The 23,273-nt window shown below is 34.6% G+C and carries 25 protein-coding genes; 9 read left to right on the forward strand and 16 right to left on the reverse strand.

The window, feature by feature from the left end; genetic code table 11:
* Window positions 1-47 precede the first annotated feature (47 nt).
* Entirely contained in the window at window positions 48-1,292 is a 1,245-nt protein-coding gene (pepT, locus tag ACFFU9_RS13475; RefSeq protein ID WP_379862004.1) for a peptidase T, read from the forward strand.
* Between the two features lie 138 nt (window positions 1,293-1,430).
* Here pepT and rimO read toward each other — a convergent pair whose 3' ends face one another.
* The 12 genes from rimO to recR all read right to left on the reverse strand — a co-directional run bounded on the left by rimO (window position 1,431) and on the right by recR (window position 11,252).
* Window positions 1,431-2,735 (reverse strand): 30S ribosomal protein S12 methylthiotransferase RimO, encoded by a 1,305-nt coding sequence (gene rimO / locus ACFFU9_RS13480; protein ID WP_379862005.1) that lies wholly within the window; start codon window positions 2,733-2,735, stop codon window positions 1,431-1,433.
* A 285-nt stretch (window positions 2,736-3,020) separates the two neighbouring features.
* Window positions 3,021-3,974: a signal recognition particle-docking protein FtsY gene (ftsY, locus tag ACFFU9_RS13485; protein WP_379862006.1), complete on the reverse strand. Its 954-nt coding sequence runs from the start codon at window positions 3,972-3,974 to the stop codon at window positions 3,021-3,023.
* Window positions 3,975-4,139: 165 nt separating this feature from the next.
* A complete protein-coding gene (locus ACFFU9_RS13490) occupies window positions 4,140-4,292 on the reverse strand; it encodes a DUF4295 domain-containing protein (RefSeq protein WP_379862007.1) in 153 nt (50 codons plus the stop codon).
* An 80-nt stretch (window positions 4,293-4,372) separates the two neighbouring features.
* Window positions 4,373-4,555 (reverse strand): 50S ribosomal protein L33, encoded by a 183-nt coding sequence (gene rpmG, locus ACFFU9_RS13495; RefSeq protein ID WP_379862008.1) that lies wholly within the window; start codon window positions 4,553-4,555, stop codon window positions 4,373-4,375.
* Between the two features lie 24 nt (window positions 4,556-4,579).
* Window positions 4,580-4,816: a 50S ribosomal protein L28 gene (rpmB, locus tag ACFFU9_RS13500; RefSeq protein WP_379862009.1), complete on the reverse strand. Its 237-nt coding sequence runs from the start codon at window positions 4,814-4,816 to the stop codon at window positions 4,580-4,582.
* An 80-nt stretch (window positions 4,817-4,896) separates the two neighbouring features.
* Window positions 4,897-6,147 (reverse strand): CinA family nicotinamide mononucleotide deamidase-related protein, encoded by a 1,251-nt coding sequence (locus tag ACFFU9_RS13505; protein WP_379862010.1) that lies wholly within the window; start codon window positions 6,145-6,147, stop codon window positions 4,897-4,899.
* Window positions 6,147-6,488 (reverse strand): Hpt domain-containing protein, encoded by a 342-nt coding sequence (locus ACFFU9_RS13510; protein WP_379862011.1) that lies wholly within the window; start codon window positions 6,486-6,488, stop codon window positions 6,147-6,149. Before ACFFU9_RS13510 ends, ACFFU9_RS13505 begins: the two co-directional genes overlap by 1 nt.
* A complete protein-coding gene (locus tag ACFFU9_RS13515; RefSeq protein WP_379862012.1) occupies window positions 6,489-7,100 on the reverse strand; it encodes a fumarylacetoacetate hydrolase family protein in 612 nt (203 codons plus the stop codon).
* A 34-nt stretch (window positions 7,101-7,134) separates the two neighbouring features.
* Window positions 7,135-7,911, reverse strand: coding sequence for an exonuclease domain-containing protein (locus tag ACFFU9_RS13520; protein WP_379862013.1), 777 nt, complete (start codon window positions 7,909-7,911; stop codon window positions 7,135-7,137).
* Window positions 7,912-8,016: 105 nt separating this feature from the next.
* Complete coding sequence (locus tag ACFFU9_RS13525; RefSeq protein WP_379862014.1) at window positions 8,017-9,393, reverse strand: dihydrolipoamide acetyltransferase family protein; 1,377 nt, start codon at window positions 9,391-9,393, stop codon at window positions 8,017-8,019.
* Between the two features lie 132 nt (window positions 9,394-9,525).
* Window positions 9,526-10,626: a glycosyltransferase family 2 protein gene (locus ACFFU9_RS13530; protein ID WP_379862015.1), complete on the reverse strand. Its 1,101-nt coding sequence runs from the start codon at window positions 10,624-10,626 to the stop codon at window positions 9,526-9,528.
* 8 nt (window positions 10,627-10,634) lie between these two features.
* Window positions 10,635-11,252 carry a recombination mediator RecR gene (gene recR / locus ACFFU9_RS13535; RefSeq protein WP_379862016.1) on the reverse strand — a complete coding sequence of 206 codons (618 nt, stop codon included), beginning with the start codon at window positions 11,250-11,252 and terminating at the stop codon, window positions 10,635-10,637.
* 122 nt (window positions 11,253-11,374) lie between these two features.
* Here recR and ACFFU9_RS13540 point away from each other — a divergent pair, with 122 nt between their 5' ends.
* A complete protein-coding gene (locus ACFFU9_RS13540; protein WP_379862017.1) occupies window positions 11,375-12,817 on the forward strand; it encodes a sodium:solute symporter in 1,443 nt (480 codons plus the stop codon).
* Here the strand turns inward: ACFFU9_RS13540 and ACFFU9_RS13545 are convergent.
* Window positions 12,788-13,150, reverse strand: coding sequence for a CoA-binding protein (locus ACFFU9_RS13545; protein WP_379862018.1), 363 nt, complete (start codon window positions 13,148-13,150; stop codon window positions 12,788-12,790). The genes ACFFU9_RS13540 and ACFFU9_RS13545 overlap by 30 nt on opposite strands.
* 116 nt (window positions 13,151-13,266) lie before the next feature.
* The gene (locus ACFFU9_RS13550) at window positions 13,267-14,268 is read right to left on the reverse strand and encodes a 3-oxoacyl-ACP synthase III family protein (RefSeq protein ID WP_379862019.1); all 1,002 of its coding nucleotides are present in this window, start codon (window positions 14,266-14,268) and stop codon (window positions 13,267-13,269) included.
* A 198-nt stretch (window positions 14,269-14,466) separates the two neighbouring features.
* Between ACFFU9_RS13550 and htpG the strand changes: the two genes are divergently transcribed.
* From htpG to ACFFU9_RS13575, 5 genes are all read left to right on the forward strand, one after another.
* The gene (gene htpG / locus ACFFU9_RS13555; protein WP_379862020.1) at window positions 14,467-16,377 is read left to right on the forward strand and encodes a molecular chaperone HtpG; all 1,911 of its coding nucleotides are present in this window, start codon (window positions 14,467-14,469) and stop codon (window positions 16,375-16,377) included.
* Window positions 16,378-16,577: 200 nt separating this feature from the next.
* Window positions 16,578-17,273 (forward strand): DUF4377 domain-containing protein, encoded by a 696-nt coding sequence (locus ACFFU9_RS13560; protein WP_379862021.1) that lies wholly within the window; start codon window positions 16,578-16,580, stop codon window positions 17,271-17,273.
* Window positions 17,274-17,335: 62 nt separating this feature from the next.
* Window positions 17,336-17,806: an FKBP-type peptidyl-prolyl cis-trans isomerase gene (locus ACFFU9_RS13565; RefSeq protein ID WP_379862022.1), complete on the forward strand. Its 471-nt coding sequence runs from the start codon at window positions 17,336-17,338 to the stop codon at window positions 17,804-17,806.
* A gap of 242 nt (window positions 17,807-18,048) precedes the next feature.
* A complete protein-coding gene (locus ACFFU9_RS13570; RefSeq protein WP_379862023.1) occupies window positions 18,049-19,287 on the forward strand; it encodes a DEAD/DEAH box helicase in 1,239 nt (412 codons plus the stop codon).
* A 60-nt stretch (window positions 19,288-19,347) separates the two neighbouring features.
* Entirely contained in the window at window positions 19,348-19,749 is a 402-nt protein-coding gene (locus ACFFU9_RS13575; RefSeq protein ID WP_379862024.1) for a hypothetical protein, read from the forward strand.
* Here ACFFU9_RS13575 and ACFFU9_RS13580 read toward each other — a convergent pair whose 3' ends face one another.
* Complete coding sequence (locus tag ACFFU9_RS13580; RefSeq protein WP_379862025.1) at window positions 19,750-20,415, reverse strand: M15 family metallopeptidase; 666 nt, start codon at window positions 20,413-20,415, stop codon at window positions 19,750-19,752. It lies immediately after the preceding gene.
* 605 nt (window positions 20,416-21,020) lie between these two features.
* Between ACFFU9_RS13580 and ACFFU9_RS13585 the strand changes: the two genes are divergently transcribed.
* Entirely contained in the window at window positions 21,021-21,722 is a 702-nt protein-coding gene (locus ACFFU9_RS13585; protein ID WP_379862026.1) for a DUF4369 domain-containing protein, read from the forward strand.
* Between the two features lie 201 nt (window positions 21,723-21,923).
* Window positions 21,924-22,121, forward strand: a complete 198-nt coding sequence (locus ACFFU9_RS13590) for a Lacal_2735 family protein (protein WP_379862027.1) — start codon at window positions 21,924-21,926, stop codon at window positions 22,119-22,121.
* A gap of 852 nt (window positions 22,122-22,973) precedes the next feature.
* Here the strand turns inward: ACFFU9_RS13590 and ACFFU9_RS13595 are convergent.
* The gene (locus tag ACFFU9_RS13595; protein WP_379862028.1) at window positions 22,974-23,159 is read right to left on the reverse strand and encodes a transposase; all 186 of its coding nucleotides are present in this window, start codon (window positions 23,157-23,159) and stop codon (window positions 22,974-22,976) included.
* Window positions 23,160-23,273 lie beyond the last annotated feature (114 nt).

Here is a 23,273-nt window from a genome sequence, read left to right on the forward strand (position 1 = left end):
TAATCAAATCTTATTTTCCCATAAAGCATTAATACTTTTCTTTTCAAATGATTTCAAAAGAACACATTATAAACCGTTTTGTAAGTTATATAACGATAGATACAGAATCCGACCCTGAAAGCCTTACTACACCTAGTACAGAAAAACAATGGAACCTGGCCCACAAATTAGTAGAAGAGCTTAAGGCCATTGGTATGTTAGATGTGAGCATAGACGATAATGCGTATATAATGGCAACCCTACCAAGCAATGTCGATTATGATGTTCCAACTGTTGGATTTATATCTCACTTTGACACATCTCCCGATTTTACTGGAGCCCATATAAACCCTCAAATTATTGAAAAATATAACGGAAAAGATATTATTTTAAACCAAGAAAAAAATATCATTTTATCTCCTGATTATTTTGAGGATTTATTACAATATAAAGGACAAACCTTAATTACCACAGATGGCACAACACTTTTAGGAGCTGATGATAAAGCGGGCATTTGTGAAATTATTTCAGCTATGGAGTATTTGATAAACCATCCTGAAATAAAGCATGGTACCATACGAGTGGGCTTTACACCTGATGAGGAAATTGGAAGAGGAGCTCATAAATTTAACGTGGAAAAATTTGGTGCCGCATGGGCATATACCATGGATGGTAGCCAAATAGGAGAATTAGAATATGAAAACTTTAATGCGGCCAGTGCCGTGGTAAAAATAAAAGGAAGAAGTGTACACCCTGGTTATGCTAAAGGAAAACTAGTTAACTCGATGTACTTTGCAACAGAATTTATAAACTCGTTACCACGTTTAGAAACTCCTGAGCATACAGAAGAATATCAAGGTTTTTTTCATTTGCACACCATTAAAGGTGATGTTGAAGAAACGGTGCTTCAGTATATAATCCGCGACCATGATAAAGGTCATTTTGAGGCTCGAAAAGAGATGATGCAGAAACTAACAGAAGAATTAAACTCACAATACGAAGAAGACATTATCAGCATCGAGATTAAAGATCAATATTACAACATGCAAGAAAAAATTGAACCTGTTATGCATATTGTAGATATTGCCGAAGAAGCCATGAAGCAAATAGGCATTACACCACTTATTAAAGCTATTCGTGGTGGTACCGATGGCTCCCAATTAAGTTATATGGGCTTACCCTGCCCTAATATTTTTGCTGGAGGACACAACTTTCACGGACGCTATGAATATGTTCCCGTAGAAAGTATGATAAAAGCTACTGAACTTATTTGTAAAATTGCCGAACTAACAGCGATTCAATACAAGGCATAAAAGCATTGGATATTTTCAAGTAAGCACCTAATAGAAGTGTCGTAATAAACACATAAAACTTTAATGTATTAAATAAATAAAAACTCAAAATAACCTCAAGCTCTTATCCCCTTTTTAAAATAGTAAATGGGGATTAAATTAAAGAACAACTTCGGCATATAAATCAAAATCTTCTGCTTCTATAATGTTTACAGTAGCAAACTCTCCGGTTTTTAAATAGGTTTTAGTAGCGTCTATTAAGACTTCGTTATCCACATCTGGCGAATCGAACTCTGTACGCCCAATGAAATAATTACCTTCCTTTCTATCAATCACAACCTTAAAGGTTTGTCCGATTTTTTCTTGATTCAATTCCCAAGATATTTGCGATTGTACTTCCATAATCTGGTTGGCACGCTCTTGTTTAACTTCTTGTGGAACGTCGTCTTCTAAATTATAAGCATGTGTATTTTCTTCATGAGAATAGGTAAAACATCCTAAACGTTCGAAACGCATATCGGAAACCCATTGCTTTAGTTCTTGAAAATCTTCCTCTGTCTCCCCAGGATAACCAACAATTAAGGTTGTTCGAATAGCCATACTTGGTACGGCAGCCCTAAAATCTTTAAGCAACTGTGTGGTTTTCGCTTTGGTAGTTCCGCGGCGCATACTTTTTAATATCGCATCGGATATATGCTGTAAAGGAATATCTAAGTAATTACAAATTTTAGGTTCGCGCAACATAACATCCAAAACATCCATTGGGAAACCTGTTGGAAATGCATAGTGCAAGCGTATCCACTCCACACCATCCACTTTTACCAAAGCCTCAAGCAGTTCTGCTAAATTTCTTTTTTTATATAAATCCAGTCCGTAATAAGTTAAATCCTGCGCAATAAGAATCAATTCTTTCACACCTTTTGCTGCTAGCTTTTCTGCTTCAACAACAATGTCTTCTATAGGTGTGCTTCGGTGTTTTCCTCGCATTATGGGAATAGCACAAAAACTACAAGGTCTATCACAGCCTTCCGCTATTTTTAAATAGGCATAATTTTTAGGGGTAGTTGTTAAACGCTCCCCAATAAGTTCATGTTTATAATCGGCACCTAAAGCCTTAAGTAGGCCTGGCAATTCGGTGGTTCCAAAATATTGATCAACATTCGGAATTTCCTTTTGCAAATCTGGCTTATAACGTTCACTTAAACATCCGGTAACAAAAACCTTATCGACATCGCCATCTTCTTTTTTTTGCATAAACTCTAAAATAGTGTTTATGCTTTCTTCCTTGGCATTATTAATAAATCCACAGGTATTGATAACAACAATATTACCTTCTTCTTCATGAACCACATCTTTTCCGCTAGCTTTTAACTGCCCCATCAATATTTCACTATCGTAAACATTTTTACTACAACCTAGAGTTACGACGTTGATTTTGTTCTTTTTAAGCGATTTTGTTCTCATACCAAAAATTAAGTGTGCAAAGATACGTAATGATTGTGGATTTACGTTTTATGCGTTTAGAATTATATTTAATGTGGTTTTTTATAATCTGAAGGTCTAGAATCAAAACGTTTTGGTGTTTTTGATTTCAGCCTTCTCTTCAAAAAACAAATAGATACATCACTGCCGATGCCGGAATTATAAATTTTGGTTTGCCAAGTTTTTATAAAGAAAGAAATATTTTGAAAGCTTAAGGTGGCATCAAGTTTAAAAAAGCAGGCCTCCTTTGCAGAACCAATAAAAGCGTTATTTAAAAAAAGAATCTACAAATTCATATTTATTGAACACTTGTAAATCTTCGATACCTTCTCCTACTCCAATATATTTAACGGGAATTTGAAACTGATCTGAAATTCCAATAACCACACCTCCTTTAGCAGTTCCATCTAATTTGGTTACGGCCAAAGAGGTTACCTCTGTTGCCGCAGTAAACTGCTTGGCTTGCTCGAAAGCATTCTGCCCAGTAGAACCATCTAAAACCAATAACACATCGTTAGGTGTGTCTTGAACAACTTTCTGCATAACGCGTTTTACCTTAGTCAGTTCGTTCATTAAATTGATTTTGTTGTGTAAACGTCCTGCGGTATCGATAATAACAACATCTGCATTTTGGGAAACAGCACTTTTTAAAGTATCGAAAGCCACAGAAGCCGGGTCGCTACCCATAGACTGTTTTACTAATGGCACCCCTACACGGTCTGCCCATACTTGAAGTTGATCAATAGCAGCAGCACGAAACGTATCGGCAGCACCCAAAACCACATTCAGTCCTTGTTTTTTAAATTGATAGGCCAACTTACCAATAGTTGTGGTTTTACCCGCACCATTAACTCCAACCACCATAATAACATAGGGTTTCGTGTTTTTCGGAATAGAAAACTCTGTTTCCTCACCCGAATGGGTTTCACTTAAAAGTGCAGCAATTTCTTCTCTAAGAATTGTATTAAGCTCATCAGTTCCTAAATATTTATCTTTTAAAACACGGGCTTCAATACGCTCAATAACTTTAAGTGTGGTATTAACGCCAACGTCACTAGAAACCAAAACCTCTTCTAGGTTATCTAAAACATCGTCGTCCACTTTAGATTTCCCTGCAACGGCTTTGCCCAATTTTCCAAAGAAACTGGTTTTCGATTTCTCCAGTCCCTTATCTAGGGTTTCTTTTTTCTCTGATGAAAATATTTTTTTAAAAAAACTCATGGTCTTATCAATTGTTTATTATGAAGGTGTTCAACTCAGTTTTTATAGCAATTACCTAGCCTATAATTGATTTCGGAAAAATTGTCATTAAAAATACTGATGTAAATATAAAACAAAAGCCACTTCCTATAAGAAAGTGGCTTGATAATATTATTATGAGTAAGCTTATTTCTTATTTAAGAAATCGTTTACTTGTTCAGGTGCCAAGATAGCTTCAACAAAAGTATAAGCTCCAGATTTTGGAGATTTTACCATTTTTATTGCTTTTGACAACCTTTTAGATCCTGTTTGTAATGATGCTACTGATTTCTTTGCCATGACTCAATACTTTTTAGTATTTAAGGTTTTATAATAAAAACCTAATGTTGTTATTTGAGATTTTTATTTAAAATCTCTAATTATTTAATTTCTTTATGAACTGTCATACGCTTAAGGATAGGATTAAATTTCTTAATCTCCATTCTTTCTGGCGTATTCTTTTTGTTTTTAGTTGTAATGTACCTTGAAGTTCCTGGTTGAGCAGATTCTTTATGCTCAGTACATTCTAAAATCACCTGTATTCTGTTACCTTTTTTTGCCATTGTATATTACTTATTAAGCAGCTATTATTTTAAAAACCCTTTAGTTTTCGCTTCTTTGATTGCCGCAGAAATACCTATTTTATTAATTGTCTTTAAAGCAGAAGTAGATACTTTTAGAGTTATCCAATTATCTTCTTCAGGAATATAAAAACGCTTTTTGATTAAATTGGCATCAAATTTACGCTTTGTTTTATTCATCGCATGAGATACGTTGTTTCCAACCATCGCCTTTTTTCCAGTAAGTTCACAAACTCTTGACATTATATCTAACTTTATTTTTTTGTTGTTTAAAAACGAGGTGCAAATATATAAAATCTTTAATTTATTTCAACGTGAAATCATCAATTTTTTAAAATTTCTTTTAGTAATAATTCAAAAGCCTTATTAGCGCCTTTGTTTATCACCTTTAAGCGATGGTTCCCTAAGTTGAATTTTTCTGAAAAAACCTTATATTTTGAAGCAATAGCTATAAAAACACTGCCCACCTCTTCATCTGAATCGCCTTTAGACGGCCCTGCATTCCCTGTTGTTGCAATGGCATAGTCTGCATTAAACAGATTCAACACACGAACGGCCATAGCTTCTGCCACTTGCCCACTCACCACAGACTTCTCGTTAATAAGCCTTTCCGAAACTCCAAGAACCTCTATTTTCGATTGTGTCGCATAAGAGACCACACTCCCTTTAAAAAAGGCTGAGGCTCCTGCATTTTTTGTAAAGCTTTCTGCTATTTTACCTCCTGTAAAACTTTCTGCAACTGCTAAGGTCTTCCCTAATTTTGTGAGCTGTTCGGCTATAATCCCCTCTATTGAAGTATTGCCTTCTTCAAAACCAAAAAACTCTTCTTTTATTAAAGGCAACAACAGCTCTATTTGCTCTTGAACCTCTGCTTTTAATTTTTTTTCATCAAAGCCTTTCACAGATAAGCGCAGGCGCATTCGACCTAAATCGGGTAAATATGCCAATTTTATATGCTTTGGCAGGTTATCTTCCCAAGCTTCTATTCGTTCTGCCAATGCACTTTCGCCCAAACCAAAAACCAATAATGTTTTATGTAAAATAAAAGGGCAACGAAACTTCTGCTTTATTTTAGGAATAACCTGCCCCTCTATCAAGGCCTTCATTTCGTAAGGCACACCTGGAAGGGATATAAAAACCTTATCGTTCTTCTCTATCCACATACCTGGAGCCGTTCCTAAAACATTCATTAAAACCGTAGCCTGTGATGGCACATAGGCCTGATTTAAGTTGGTTTGAAGCAAGGATTCTATAGCATATGGTTTCCACAGTTTTTTAATGTTTTCTAAAACCGATAGGTCCTTAACCAAGGTATCATTAAAATAATCTGCAATGGTTTTTTTTGTAATATCATCTTTTGTAGGTCCCAAACCACCTGTAATGATAATAATATCGACACGACTTTCTGCCTCCTGAAATGCCTTTAGAATATGGGACTTATCGTCTTGAATAGAAGTTATCTGATAAACAGAAACGCCTATTTTATTAAGGGCCTTAGCAATAAAAGCCGAATTGGTGTCGATCACCTGCCCGATGAGGAGCTCATCGCCAATAGTAATAACTTCTGCTAACATTAAAGGTTAAAGTCAGATTTAATCTCGGCAGTTGCCTTATCAATAGCGGTAACAACAACCTCCAACTGAGAAGAAACATCCTGATCCTTTTTCTCAAACTTGCCCCAATCCTGAACCTCAATTAAATCATCTAGCACTCCTAGCTCAAATAAATCAATTGTTGGTTTCATTTTATGAGCGGCTTGATACGTATCATGGTAATTCTTTTCTGCTACAGCTTTTTTTAAGCGCTCTGCATCCTCTGGAACCTCTTCTAAAAAGGCAGCGGCCAAAGCTGCAATAAACTCTTGGTCGTTATCTGCCAATTCCTTTAATCTGAATAACTTGTAATGTTCTTCCATTTATTTTACCGTTATTGAAAACATTTGTTTATTATCTATAAATCCCTTAAGTCGATCGTTTGCATTTACCCTACCTACTCCCGCTGGTGTTCCTGTAAAGATAATATCTCCAATCTTTAAAGTAAAATATTTTGAGACATATTCTATCAATTCATCAATTTTCCAGAGCATATGGCTTGTGTTTCCACTTTGAACAATGGTATCATTCTTTTTTAATGAAAATGAAATATCATTTACTGCTGCTATTTCCTCCACCGAAATCCAGTCTCCGACAACCGCTGCGCCATCAAAAGATTTAGCCTTCTCCCAGGGCAGGCCTTTGGCTTTTAATTGCATTTGTACATCACGTGCTGTAAAGTCTATCCCTAGTCCGATTTCATTATAATATTTATGGGCAAATTTTTTATCAATATACTTTCCCACTCTATTTATTTTAACTAAAACCTCCACCTCATAATGCACATCCTCTGAAAAATCTGGAATAAAAAAAGGTTGTTTCTTAAGGAGTATGGCCGTATCTGGCTTTAAAAAAATAACAGGATCCGTTGGTTTTTCGTTTTTTAACTCTTGGATATGTTCGGTATAATTTCTTCCTATGCAGATTAATTTCATTTACAGACAGATTCAATTTTTAAACTTTTGAGAACTATCCCAATTTATTATTAAAGTTTCTAAGCTTAATAGCTGTCAATACTTTTTTTGTGTACAATGGGAAATCAGAATTTAGCAACCAACCAAAATACCCTGGTTCATTTTCTAAGATATCGGTCACTAATTTCCCTTTATGTTTTCCGAAAGCGAAACATTCTTCATCTTTTTTATTGAATACAATAAAACCTGCAAAATCGGCAAAACGTTTTCTAGAACTAAACTCTGCCAAAAATTTGGTATCATTTTCCAGTTCCTCGTATTTAGCTACCTGTGCTTTTAAAACTTCGTAAGTGGCTCTGGTATCTGCTTCTGCGCTATGTGCATTCTCTAAACTCTTATCGCAATAGAACTTATAGGCAGCACTTAGGGTACGTTGTTCCATTTTATGGAAAATGGTCTGCACATCGATTGCCATTCGGTTTTTCATCTCAAAATCCACATCGGCACGCAACATTTCTTCCGCCAACAAAGGAATATCAAAACGGTTAGAATTAAAGCCCCCCAAATCGGAATCTTTAATCATGTTATATACATCTTTGGCAATTTCTTTAAAAGAAGGCTTTCCTACCACATCTTCATCTGAAATACCATGAATAGCTGTCACTTCTTTCGGTATGGGCATTCCTGGATTCACGATCCAAGTTTTGGTGTCTTCTTTTCCGTTTGGATGTACTTTTAATATTGAAATTTCAACGATTCTATCGGATGTTATACTAACCCCCGTAGTTTCAAGGTCGAAAAAACAAAGGGGCTTGGTGAGGTTTAATTGCATTATCTCTTTTGTTATGTTATTTATTACAAAATGCTTTTTACAAAAATAGAAAAACCTGAACGCTTTTGCCCACAGGTTTTGTTTTAAGTTATGTTATTTTAAATTTTAAATCTCTCTATTCACATCCCAAGCCTCCAGATAATCTTTTACAGCCTTCACAAACAGCCCTCCAAGTGCTCCATTTACCACTCGATGATCATAGGAATGTGATAAGAACATTTTATAGCGTATGCCTATAAAATCACCTTCATCCGTTTCGATAACGGCGGGCACTTTTCTTATAGCTCCTAATGCCAAGATTCCTACCTGAGGCTGATTGATAATGGGAGTTCCCATAATACTACCAAAAGACCCTACATTAGTTACGGTATAAGTTCCCCCTTGAATATCGTCTGGTTTTAATTTATTTGAACGGGCACGATTTGCCAAATCGTTTACCTGCTTGGTCATGCCTACCAAATTGAGTTGATCGGCATTTTTTATAACAGGAACAATTAAATTTCCGTCTTCCAAGGCTGCCGCCATACCAATATTGATATTTTTCTTCTTAATTATCTTCCCGTCATGCACCGCAATGTTAAGCATAGGATAGTCTTTTAAAGCTTTGGCTACAACCTCCATAAAAATGGGCGTAAAAGTCAGTTTTTCACCCTCGCGCTTCTCAAATCCTGCTTTCACTTTATTTCTCCAATTCCAGATCCTAGTAACATCGGCTTCAATAAAGCTTTGCACGTGGGCTGAGGTTTGAAGCGACTCCATCATGTGGTTTGCGACCAATTTACCCATTCTGGTCATTTCTATAATCTCATCTTCACCATTGGAAACCAAAGAAGCTTTTATTGGTTGTTGCTTTTCAACTGGGCCTTTTTCTAGTTGAGATGCTTCTTGAGTCACTTGTTTTACATCGGTATCATGTGCTTTAAAAGTGCTTTCTATTGTAGAATCCGCCACCGATTTTGGCTTATGGGTTCTGTTTTTAAGATACGCCAGTATATCATCTTTAGTCACTCGCCCTGTTTTCCCGGTTCCTGTTAGCGAATCCAGTTCTGCTTGACTAATCCCCTCTTCTTTAGCTATATTTCTAACTAATGGTGAGTAGAAGCGATCTTCTGTAGAGGTTACCGTCGTTACAGCATCTTGTGCTGCGTCGATACGTTCCGAAATTTGTTCAACAGCCTCCATTGCCTCTTCTGGAACACTATTTTCTTGTGATTTTTGAGATTCTTTTTGACTCCCCTCCTCTTCCGTCTCAATAATTGCAATGGTTTGCCCAACTTGAACAACATCATTCTCCTGAAAGAGCCGCTCTACCAAAACACCTTCTACTTCACTAGGGATGTCACTATCTACCTTATCCGTCGCTATCTCTAACACAACCTCATCCAACTCAATAGTATCTCCAACATTTTTTAACCAAGTGGTAATGGTTGCTTCCGCAACACTCTCTCCCATTTTTGGTAATTTAAGTTCAAACTTTGCCATAACTATAAAGTAATCTTGCTTTGGGCCTGTTTCAAAATTTTAAATATATCATTTTAAACAGGCTTGTTATTTATTGCTGATCGCAAAATTAACGAAAAGCCTTGAATTTTCTTAAACTATCGACAACAAAAACTAGTTTAATTGGATGATTTCCCCTTGGTTTATAGCATTGTCACTCCCTAAAATAAAGTGAGCTTGCTTTGGTAAAATTTTATAAGTTACGGACTCATCATCTAAATGCCTTTCAAAAGATGCTATTATTTCTTTAAACGTCAATGTATTAGCATCAAAAATAACTTCAGTAAAGGGGGGTGGGTTTTCTAATTCTATTTTCAAAATCACATCTTTCAAAAGCTTAGATTTTAAACGATTGTCCATAATACTAGAAACAAAAACATACTGATGTACCGTTTTCTTCTTCTGAACAGGGTTTGTTCGAAACAAATAAACACTCCGGATCCCTAACCAAACCAACATATCGAATACCCTGTTTTTTTTAAAATGCTTTTTGTAGAAAATCTGCATAGCACCATAAAAACGTTTTGCATAATGCTTGTTTCTTAACGTACTTTCTCCTTTGTAATGTATGGTACAGATATTGCCAACATAATAATTGTCGTAGCCTTTTTTTAAAACACGATACGACAAATCTATATCCTCTCCATACATAAAATAGTCTTCATCGAAACCACCTATATCTAAATAAAGCTTTCGTTTCATGACCATAAAAGCACCTACCAAAACATCTACCTTTCCAACATCATTTTCATCTAAATAATGGGCATAATAATCGTTTGGGTTGCCTAACATCTTCTTAAAGGCGGCATTAACAAAAGGGATATTCCGTTTACTTTCTGGTAAAAACCTGCCAGCTCCATTTATCAATTTACAGCCTACAATCCCTAGGTTTTTTTTATTTTCAACAAACTCTAATAGTTTTTTAAAAGCATCTTCTGCTACTACGGTATCTGGGTTCAATATGCAAAGGTACTCGCCCTTAGCTTTTGCTACACCAATATTATTCCCTTTGGAGAAACCTAAATTTTCTTTATTCTCTATTAAAACCACCTCTGGGAAAAGTGTTTTTACCATTTGGCAGCTATCATCTTCCGAATCATTATCGATTACAATAATCTCAGCATCCAAATCGACAATGGCCGCGCGCACACTTTCTAGACATAACTCTAAAAAATATCGCACATTGTAATTTAAAATAACAACAGAAAGTGTCAAATTCTTTTCTATGATTTTAAAGAGGTTTCAAAAGGGATTCTATTCACAATACTTCTTCCTAACGTTATTTCATCGGCATACTCCAATTCATCGCCAACAGAGATGCCTCTAGCAATAGTAGATGTTTTTATTTTATAATCCTGAATTTGTTTATAAATATAAAAATTAGTGGTATCTCCTTCCATAGTAGAACTTAGTGCAAAAATAAGCTCTTCAACAACTCCCGTTTTCACTTTATCTACTAAGGTTTGAATGTTCAAATCATGAGGCCCTATACCATCCATAGGCGAAATTTTCCCTCCTAAGACATGATACAGCCCCTTAAAAGAACTGGTGTTTTCTATGGCCATCACGTCTCGAATGTCTTCAACCACACAGATTATTTTTTCATTTCTATGCGGATTGGCGCAAATTTCGCAGACATCCACATCGCTGATATTATTACAAGATTTACAAAACTTGATATCATTACGCATATTCTGCAGTGCTTCTGAAAGGGCTAAAGTCTGATTTTTTGGTTGTTTGAGCATATGTAAAACCAAACGCAAAGCGGTACGCTTACCAATGCCAGGAAGTTGCGACATTTCATTAACAGCACGCTCTAAGAGTTTTGATGAAAATTCCATAGTTTGCAAAATTACTCTTTAGGCGTGAATTTCGCTAATTTTAAAGCCGTCTTTTAAAAACCTAACCAATGATTTGGATAATGAAAATTAATAGATGTAATTTGAAACCCTAATTCATATTTATGAACTCGACACAGATTCTACTACTCATTGCAGCTTATTTTGGTGTTTTAATTTTGATTTCTTACTTCACAGGTAAAAAGAGTGATAATGATGCTTTTTTTAAAGCCAACAAACAAGCCCCTTGGTATGTGGTTGCTTTTGGAATGATTGGCGCATCGCTTTCTGGTGTCACTTTTATCTCGGTTCCTGGCTGGATAGAAAGCTCCCAATTTAGCTATATGCAAGTCGTATTGGGCTATATTGTTGGCTACCTTGTAATCGGTACCATTTTATTACCCTTATACTACAAGCTCAACTTAACCTCTATTTATACGTACTTAGAAACCCGTTTCGGCAACTATGCTTACAAAACGGGGGCTTCATTTTTTTTAATATCAAGGATTGTAGGCGCTAGTTTCAGGCTCTATTTGGTTGCCAATGTGCTTCAAATCATATTGTTTGACGAACTGGGGATTTCATTTTGGCAAACGGTTAGTATTACCGTTTTGCTTATTTGGCTCTACACCTTTAAATCGGGCATAAAAACTATTATTTGGACAGATACTTTACAAACTCTATTTATGCTTATTGCCGTTGGGGTGGCCATAGTTTTTGTAAGCCGTGATTTAGGCATAAGTGGAGGTAATTTATTAGGCTATATTTTAGATAGCGATTTATCGAAAACCTTCTTTTTTGAAGACTATAAATCGGGCAACTACTTTTGGAAACAATTTATATCAGGGGCCTTTATAGCGATTGTTATGACGGGGCTAGATCAAGACATGATGCAAAAAAACCTTACTTGCAAAACTCTTAAAGATGCACAAAAAAACATGTTTTGGTTCACCATTGTTTTAACAGTTGTCAACTTTATATTTTTAAGCCTAGGATTGCTTTTAACAGTTTACGCCCAACAAAATGGCATTGACGCCCATAAAGACGAGCTTTTTCCCATTCTAGCAAAAAACCATTTGGGCATTGGCGTATTTGTGTTTTTTATTATTGGCTTAATAGCAGCAGCTTATAGTAGTGCCGATAGCGCCTTAACCTCCCTTACAACATCGTTTAGCATAGATATTTTAGATATTGAAAAGAAACATTCCAAGGAAAAGCAAGTTAGCATAAGAAAGCGCATTCATATCCTGATTTCTTTAATCTTAATATTAGTTATCGTGGCTTTTAAATACATCATTAAAGATGAAAGCGTTATTGCCAAATTATTTGTTTTTGCTGGTTACACATATGGGCCCTTATTGGGGCTTTATGCATTCGGGCTTTTTACAAAATGGCACGTTAAAGACAAGCTTGTTCCGGCAATCGCTATTTTAGCCCCTATTTTATCTTATATTATAAGTGTGAACAGCTTAAAGTGGTTCGGATTTGAATTTGGTTTTTTTATTCTAATCTTAAACGGCTTATTAACGTTTTTAGGTTTAGTATTGATCGGTAGAAAGCAAAACTAAGGTGCAAGCCCCATCAAAAGCAATGTGATTTTCTTTTAAAAGTTTGTAAAGCTCTGGATTTTCTGTTCCAGGGTTAAATATAACGCGTTGTGGGCGTAAAGAAACGATGTGTTCATAATATTCACGTTGCCGTTGTGGGTTTAAATACAAGGTAATGGTATGGATATCATTGTACTGCAATAAAGTCGTTTGAATGTCCACACCAGCAACTACTCCCGACTTTAAACCAAAAGCAACAACCTCTACATTGTTTTTCACAAGCTTTTGAATGGCTAAATTGGAGTACCTATTACTTTTTAAGGAAGCTCCTAATACTAAAGTTTTCTTATTCATATTTCTTTCCATTTTTTTGCCCCCCCCTTTTTGTTATGGTCTCACTTTTATTTACAATACATATTTTCATTAATACCAATGCCCTTCCGCAAAGTATTAGGAGCCACGAAAACCATTTACCATTTTATAATAGCACTGGCCCATGTAAACCCACTTCCAAAAGCGGCCAAAACCACATGATCTCCTGGTTTAATTTTTCCTTTTTCCCAAGCTTCGGTTAACGCAATAATTACCGATGCTGCAGTCGTATTGCCATACGTCATAATATTATTATATACTTGGTCGTCTCTTAAATCAAACTTTTTCTGAATAAACTGCGCAATTCGCAAATTTGCTTGATGGGGAATTAGCATATCAATATCCTCTTTTTTAAGATTGTTTTTTGCTAAAGCCTCCATAATAACTTCACTAAACCTAACCACAGCATGCTTAAACACAAATGTTCCATCCATGTATGGGAAATATGACAAATCCTCATCGGCTGCCATAATTTCCGGCACCCAATGCGCAATACTGGGCGACGCCACAATCAATTTATCGGCATGTTTGCCTTCGCTATGTAAGTGTGTAGATAAAACACCTTTTGTAGTATCTTCTTCACGAGATAACACACAAGCACCGGCGCCATCTCCAAAAATAACAGAAACGCCTCTGCCACGTGTCGTTTTATCTAATCCATTGCTATGATATTCGGCTCCAATAACCAATACGTTTTTATACATGCCCGTTTTAATAAATTGATCGGCCACAGATAATGCATACACAAAACCAGAGCACTGGTTTCTCACATCTAAAGCACCAACGGTAGGCATATCTAGCATGTCTTGGATTAAAACCCCACAACCAGGAAAATAGTAGTCGGGACTTAAAGTAGCAAATACAATAAAATCGATATCATCTTTGGTCAAACCCGCACGTTCAATGGCTATTCTTGATGCCTTTGCCCCCATCACTGCCGACGTGTCACCTGTACCTTCTTTTATCCACCGTCTTTCCTGTATCCCTGTTCGCTCTTGAATCCATGCATCATTGGTGTCCATCATTTTAGACAAATCATCATTGGTTACAATGTTATCGGGAACATAATATCCCAGTCCTATTATTTTTGAATTGTACATAACTGCTCTTATTTAAGTATTCCAAAATACAACAACTCGACTTAAATTCCAATTTAAAAAATTCTAAACCATAAATTACAAATGCCACTTTGTCACCTTTAAAGAATTGGCATTTTTGTTGACTAAGACTTACTTGTAAATAAATAGTAATATAAACAGCTTTTCGCTCTTGCGGAAAAATTAAATAAATTATCCATTATGACAAAAGGAAACATTAATGTATCGGTGGAAAACATCTTTCCTCTCATTAAAAAATTCTTGTACAGCGATCACGAAATCTTTTTACGTGAGTTAATAAGCAATGCTACAGATGCTACTTTAAAGTTAAAGCACTTAACAAACATTGGCGAAACTAAAGTTGAATATGGCCACCCTAAAATTGAAATAAAAATTGACAAGGAAGGCAAAAAATTACATATTATAGACCAAGGTTTAGGGATGACAGCTGAAGAGGTTGAGAAATACATCAATCAAATCGCATTCTCTGGAGCTGAAGAGTTTCTAGATAAGTATAAAGATTCGGCAAAAGATTCTGGAATTATTGGACATTTTGGATTAGGGTTCTATTCGGCATTTATGGTAGCCAAAAAAGTAGAAATTATTACAAAATCTTATAAAGATGCTCCTGCTGCACACTGGACTTGCGACGGCTCTCCTGAGTTCTCTTTAGAAACTGCAGACAAAACCGATAGAGGTACCGAAATCATCCTTCATATTGCAGATGATTCTACAGAGTTTCTTGAAGACTCTAGAATTCGTGAACTGTTATTAAAGTATAACAAGTTTATGCCTATTCCTATTAAGTTTGGAACCAAAGAAATAAACGACCCTGAATTCACCCCAAAAACGATAACAGATAAGGATGGCAAAGAAACTAAAGAGGAACATAAAAAAATAACGGTTGACGATATTATCAACAATCCAAATCCTGCTTGGACCAAACAACCGGCAGATTTAGAAGATAAAGATTATAAAGATTTTTATCATGAATTGTATCCTATGCAATTTGAAGAGCCTTTGTTCAATATTCATCTAAATGTAGACTACCCGTTCAATTTAACTGGAATTTTATATTTCCCGAAAATGGGACAGGACATGAATATCCAAAAGGATAAAATACAATTGTATCAAAATCAGGTTTATGTTACCGATAATGTAGAAGGCATTGTACCAGAATTCTTAACCATGTTACGTGGTGTAATCGATTCGCCAGATATCCCACTTAACGTATCGCGTTCCTATTTACAAGCCGATGGTGCGGTTAAAAAAATATCCTCATACATTACAAGAAAAGTAGCCGATAAATTAAAGTCCCTGTTTAACAATAATCGTGAAGAATTTGAAGCAAAATGGAACGACATTAAAATCGTTATTGAATACGGGATGCTTTCCGAAGATAAATTCTTTGAAAAATCTGATGATTTTGCTTTGTACCCAACAGTGGATGGTAAATATTATACCTATGAAGAGTTATTCAACAAAATAAAAGCGAACCAAACCGATAAGGACGGAAAACTTATTATCCTTTACACCTCGGATAAAGAAGCACAACACAGCTACATTGAAGCAGCAAAATCCAAAAATTACGAAGTATTGTTATTGGACTCTCCAATAGTGTCGCATTTAATCCAGAAACTTGAGTCTACCAAAGAAAACATTTCTTTTGCACGTGTTGATGGTGATCATATTGATAATTTAATAAAGAAAGAGGAGAATACCATTTCTAAATTAGATGAGGCCCAACAGAAAACATTGGAAGACCTTTTAAAGGAGATTATTCCTTCGGAAAAATTCATGGTACAATTAGAAGCTATGGACAGTGCAGCCAATCCATTTATCATTACCCAACCCGAGTTCATGAGACGTATGAAAGAGATGCAAGCTACTGGCGGCGGCGGTATAAATATGTTTGGAAGTATGCCGGAGATGTATAACTTAATCGTAAATACAAATTCTGATTTAGTAAGTGAAATTTTGGCTACCAAAGCCAAAAAGAAACAAGAGCGCTTAATTACACAAAGTTTAGACTTGGCACGTCTTTCTCAAGGTTTGTTAAAAGGTGAAGAATTAACAAACTTCATTAAACGTAGCTATGAAATGATCAAATAGTTGTGATTATGTTTTACAGCCAAATCGGATTTATTCAAATAAAAAGCGATGTACCGATAGGCTTCAATATTAGATCATAAATTAAAAACCACTTTGTCCCTACAAAGTGGTTTTTTTATATGTGTATTTAAAAAACTAATACCATAGAATTACGCAACCCTTTTACAAAAACCACATCTATTACAAAACAATAAAAAAGAATGATAATATTATATAAAACACTTTCTGCCTTATGCCTTTTAGTTATCTTGAACACGTCCTGCTCCTCATCCAAAACCTCCCCTAGCAATACAACAACTTTCTGGATCAACAGCATGAAAACCGATTGCGATATTGGAGCAGGCCACTCACAATGTCTTCAAATTTTTAAAGGCTCTAATTTGGATGACGCACAGTGGTCTCTTTTTCATTCTACTATTGAAGGTTTTGTATTTGAGCCTGGCTATTTACAGAAGGTAAAAGTCTCTGAAACATTTCTAGATCCCAAAAACATACCTGCTGACGCTTCTTCCATTACCTATAAACTGATTCAGGTCTTACACAAAAAACAAGATCCAAGAATGGCACTACATGATATTTGGGCCGCTACTAAAATTAATGGTGAAAAAATCACTGACAAAACCAACACCCCTACATTAGAAATCAATATTTCAAAAATGAAGATTTTCGGTTCAGATGGCTGCAATCAATACAGTGCCAATATTGACGTGTTAACCTCTAGCACCATTGGTTTTGAGCCAATAATCTCAACGCGGAAAATGTGCGAAAACATGATTATCCCAGGTAAATATAGCAAAGCATTACAGCAAACCGTAAGGTTTAAAAGAGAAAACTTAAGCCTAACTTTTTACGATGCCGAAAATCATGAAACCATAAGTTTTAAAAAAGTAGATTAAATAATGGTACATTTATAAACAGATTATTCTTATCAACAACATACCTTCAAAAAAAAAAAAAAATGAAAAACATTATATTACTTGCTTTCGTATTCATCTTTTTAAATTCTTGTGCAAAAAATGACGATCCTATTGCCTATGAACCTATTGATTATAGGGCTGTAAATGACGAAGCTATACAAGCCTATATCGCCGAAAAGGAATTAGATGCCCAAAAAAGCGATTCGGGTTTGTATTATGTTATAAATGAATTAGGTGATAATAAACAGCCGATAGGAACAGACGATGTAACTGTAGCCTATAAAGGATATTTCTTAAATGGTACTGTTTTTGATCAAAGCAAGTCTGAGGGCGTGTCCTTTAATTTACAAAAAGTAATCAAAGGCTGGACAGAAGGCATCCCATACTTTAAAGAAGGTGGAAAAGGGATATTACTAATCCCCTCGCATTTAGGTTATGGAGATAGGTATTATAATGGTATCCCGGGCGGTTCTGTTTTAGTTTTTAACATCAATCTGATTTCTGTAAACTAAAGCAGTTCTCACGAGAAACCTTTCATCCTTTTTAAAGCGAATGTTTCACTGTTAATTGAGAAGTTTAAGAAAAGACCTTTATCAATTGATGTTCATTCTTTACCTTAACAACACCAAACCCTTTTAAAATAGATGGTCAAGCGTATCTTACATTTTAAATATGCCCCAAAAGAACACACTTTAGAAGAAAGACTTTAAAAACCCAATTCATTTTACTTTATCTTTACAGCAAAATATTTTAAATGTCATTTAAAGACTTACAACTTAATCGGCCTATTTTAAGAGCTGTTGCAGAAGCGGGCTATGAAAACCCTACATTGGTTCAAGAGAAAACAATTCCCTTAGTGTTAAAGAAAAAAGATGTTATCGTTTCTGCACAAACAGGTACGGGAAAAACAGCTGCTTTCGCCCTTCCTATTATACAGCAATTATTTGATACACAAGATACTGTAAAAGGTGGGAAGAAAATTAAAGCTTTAATAATAAGTCCAACTCGAGAACTAGCCATTCAAATTGAAAATGATTTTAAAACCTATAGCGCTTATACCAATTTGCGCACTGCGGTTGTTTTTGGAGGCATTTCCATTGACCCACAAAAAGAAATCTTAAAAAAAGGCATAGATATTTTAATTGCTACGCCTGGCCGTTTATTAGATTTACATAAACAAGATGTCGTAAACCTAGATTACATCCAAACATTGGTTTTAGATGAAGCTGACCTAATGTTAGACATGGGCTTTATTGACGATGTAAAGAAAATAGAACGCTTATGTACAAAAGAAAAACAAATTTTATTATTTTCTGCAACTATTCCCTATAAAGTTGAACAACTGGCCAGTTCCATTTTAAAAGACCCCCAGCGAATAGAAGTGAGCCCTAATGCGTCCACATCAAAAAATATCAATCAGTTTTTATACTATGTTCCCAAAAAAAACAAAATAGAACTGGTCTTGCATCTACTGCGAGATAACATAAAAGGAAGTATCATAATTTTTAGACGCACTAAATTTGGAGTTGACAAACTGGAACAGACCTTGCTTAAAAATAAGTATAAAGCCGTTAGTTTACATGGTGACAAAAGTCAATCGGAGAGGCAAATAGCATTAGAGCAATTTAAAAATAAAGAAGCCCATATTTTAATTGCAACCGATGTTGCGGCTCGTGGTATTGATATTGACAATTTAAATGCCGTAATTAATTTTGATTTACCCAACCTTCCAGAAACCTATGTACACCGTATTGGAAGAACCGCCAGAGCTGGAAGTACAGGAAGTGCCTATTCTTTTTGCTCGGCAGACGAAAAAGTATATGTTCAAGCGATTCAACAGCTTATACACCTTCAAATAGAGGTTATAGAAGACCATCCTTATCCTTTAGACCCAAAAGCTAAAAAAGAAATCCATAAAACCCCAGGAAAAAGCAAACACAGAAAAGGGCGTAAAAGCGAGGCTTCTAAAAAGAAAAAAAAGCGTTGGTATTAAAACACTTTTAAAAAAGCAAAATAATAAGTAACTTTACCATAACCCGATATACAGCTTATTATGATACACCTTAGCAAACGTTTAAAATTAAAAGATCAAGATCAAATTTTAATTTTAAATAGACCAGATGATTTTTCGAATAACTTAGAGCATTTTGAGGCTAATGTGGTAGAGTCTTTGGTGAAAACATCCACCGTTTCATTCGCCTTGCTTTTCGTGACTTCAAAACAGCAACTCATTGACCAAATGCCCGCTCTTTTTCCTAAATTGAAAGATGACTGCCTTTTATGGGTTGCATTTCCCAATAAAACCTCTAAATCCAATATTGTAGAACTTTACAATGATAAAGTGTGGGAAGATTTAATGGAATATAGGTTATTGCCCAAAAGAAGAATTAACTTAAATGACCAATGGGACGCACTTCGTTTTAAGAAAATAGAATATATTAAAAAGAAAGCTTAATCATTCCACAGGAAAATCGAAATAGGTATTAGGAAAAGGCTCATGTCTTAAAGTGAAATGCCACCATTCTTTTGAATAGTTCCTAAAGCCATGCTTAAGCATGATACGTTGCAATATTTGTCTATTTTCTTTTTGTTTATCCGTTATGCTTTGATAATTTACCCAAGACGCCTTTCCAAAAAAATCGAAATCGCTCCCCATATCTAAAGGGTTGCCCATATTTCCATCAATAAGTGTGAGATCTACTGTACTACCTTTACTATGCCCTGAACGTGTTGCAATATAACCTTCTGCAAACAAATACTGTTTTTTTATTTCTGGATAAAACGCTTGTTTATTTAAAGTATCTCCTATATCCCTAGCCCAATCCCTAAAATGGTTTACAGCACGCTGTGGCCTATAGCCATCATATACTTTTAAACATAAGTTTTGCATTTGCAATTCCTCTTGAACTCGTTTTAATGCCTCTGCTGTTTGGGTAGTTAAAATAAGTTTATGCAACACATATCCTTCTATAGGTATACCAACAAAATTATGGGTTGAAAAATATCGCAATTCCACATCAAGATCTGGAATAACATCTTTAACATATACAAAACCCTTTGGCAATTGTGCAAAGCTTGATACAAAAGAAAACATTACAATAAAAAATAGGTAAAATCTCATAATCAATAAGGTAAAAGCGAAGTTAAATAATTTAAACCAAACCCGAAATTTATGGCACAAAAAAAACCGAGTTCCCTCAAACTCGGTTTCTTTTTCAATTTGCTTTTTTACTATGTGGCTAGATTTAGGGTCACTATACCAACTACACAATGCAAATATTCATTAATTAATCCATTGAACTAAAAGTATATTATTTAGTACACTCAAATATATAATTCTATTTCAATATAAAGCGCCTAAATACTTATAAAAACGACGAAATACACATAATTTTAACATTAAACGTCAAAACACTATATATTATCGACAAAATGCATAGCTTTAAAAAGAAAAAAGCGCCCGAATACGGACGCTTTTTTACTAACTAACCAACCAAAAATATGAATTACAATCTATCATTTAAAGTAACCACTCCTTAAACGATTCATTAGAATGTAACTATAATACGGATTGCAAGTTCCATGCCAAACCAAAAAATAAAAGCTTCAAAAAAATATAATCACAACGATTTTAACAATGGTTAACAGAAAAATTTAAAACCTCCTCCCTATAGTTTATAAAAAATAATTATAGGATATTTGCATTTCAAAAAAAACAACCTTTATATGAAAAAATGTATTTTATTATTGGCTTCTTTTTTAATACTTTCTTGCGGAAATGAACAACATGATTTGGTTGTAAAAACGACCATTAAAGGCTTGAAGAAAGGTACAGTATATCTCAAAAAAGTTAAAGACACCTCTTTAATTACAGTAGATTCCTTAATTATAAACGGAGATGCTGCATTTGAACTGCATAGCGCTCTTGAATCTCCCGAAATGTTTTTCCTTTTTTTAGATAAAAATACTGTAGAACAAGATAGAATTCCTTTTTTCGCCGATAAAGGTGTTACTGAGATAGAGACGAGTTTGAAAAATTTTGGTTTTGACGTAAAAATTAAAGGGTCTCCTCAACAAAAATTATTTGAGGAATACAAAGCCTTAATTTCCAAATTCAACAACAGGAATCTAGACCTTATAAAAGAAAGATTTGAAGCCCAAAAAGCAGGCGACACAGCAAGAGTAAACAGCATTTATAACGAGAGTAACAATATTATTAAACGAAAATACCTGTACACTGTTAATTTTGCTCTAAACCACAAAGACAGTGAAATCGCCCCCTATCTGGCACTTTCCGAAATCTACAATGCACAAATTAAATATTTGGATACCATAAATAACAGTTTGACACCAAAAGTTAAAAACTCCAAGTACGGCAAGGAACTACAATCATATATTGATAAAATAAAAGCAAACGCGTCTTCTTAATACACCAATCTTACAATTAATCCAGTTCACAATCACCCTATAAGTTTTTTGTATTAATTAAGAAACCTATAGGATGAAAGCTTTAATACCATACAGTGTAAAAAGAGGCTGTATGGTATGCTACTATAAAAATAAAAGCTAACCAGTTTTATTTCTAAAAAAAAACATGTATATTTAAATGCTTGCTTTTATTAGAAACCAATGAATCGAGTCCACATTATTACAGATCGCCAAATAAAGCTTAAAAAGCGCTATAAGCGCCTCATGGAACAAGCTTATAATTTTCGTCAATCCGATGCTGCATTAAGTGATATTTCTGAATTTAAGGCCATAAAACTTCTCAACAAACTTAATAGACTAAAATATCTTTCCAGAGAGCAACAATCTTCTGCTTTATAAGGATATTTTAATCTTTGTATTCCCTTTACTTACACAGAACAGTTGTTTTTTTACTTTTCCCCTAACACAAAACACTTCTATTTATTATCAATTATTTAACAATTTAGAAACGTCTAAAAACCAATAATAATCGTACATTAAGTACAGTTAAACACAGTTAAATAAGAACGTTATGAAGCCACATTTTTGTAAAGTAGGTAAGATAAAACCTAATTTAAGTAAGTTGATAAATTTAAAAGAATTAGAGACTATAATCTCAAATTTTGTTGATGATGTTAGTAAGGTTGAATACTCAAATGAGTTGAATGCAAACTCTTAAAGTAATTAAACGCTTTAATTAATCTTGAACGCTACCAAGAAAACGTTTCACCGTCAACCAATATGATATTGGCTTTTGGGAAAAGCTCTTGAACGGCACTCTTGTGCTCTTTTTTAAACGGATATGGCTCGCTGGACAGTAAGACAACTCTACTCTTCCGTTAGACTCTTTGATGTTAAAATAAGTACTGTATACAAAATATAGCAATAAAAATTAATTACTAAAAAAAACAATTAAAATAAAATATCGAATTTCATATTAAGCTTGCTTAGAATTTGAGTTTTCTAATTTTCTGTTAGAATAAATTTTAAAAGAATTTTTAGCTAATTTCTTATTTTACGAATACAGCCTAATGCTTCAGCCCGTTTATAAACCTTTTAACTTTAAATTGACTTTAAATTTTTAATAATCTTTCATAGAAACCTTTAAGTTATGAGGTTTTCACGATCATGGCCTATTCAATCAAAAATTCGACTACCTTTCTTGCTTGGATTAAGATCAATTGTTGTGTTTAAGCGAATATTGTAGTTAATCTAAAAAGGAAAAAAACCTACATTTCTCACCCCTCTGAACTGTGCTCCAAAAGCTTTAATTTTCGCATTAAATGACTCAGCTGATGCATTTGTGTTTCTATTATCAAAGAAGTTGAGTATATTCAGATAATGAATAGACATGGTTTTAGCAATGGTATTAAAGCTTTTAAAGCCTGTTTGCCTCACTTTTTCATCCCATTTGGCTAAATCGTATCAGTGCTGATGTTTTGTCTTCAATATTGTTGTATATCCAAGATAGCATTTAAATAGTATTTGCGCTCTTTTAGACTAGCTTTCAGT

It is taken from the genome of Mariniflexile ostreae, from assembly GCF_042427585.1.
Taxonomy (GTDB): Bacteria; Bacteroidota; Bacteroidia; order Flavobacteriales; family Flavobacteriaceae; genus Pseudalgibacter; species Pseudalgibacter ostreae.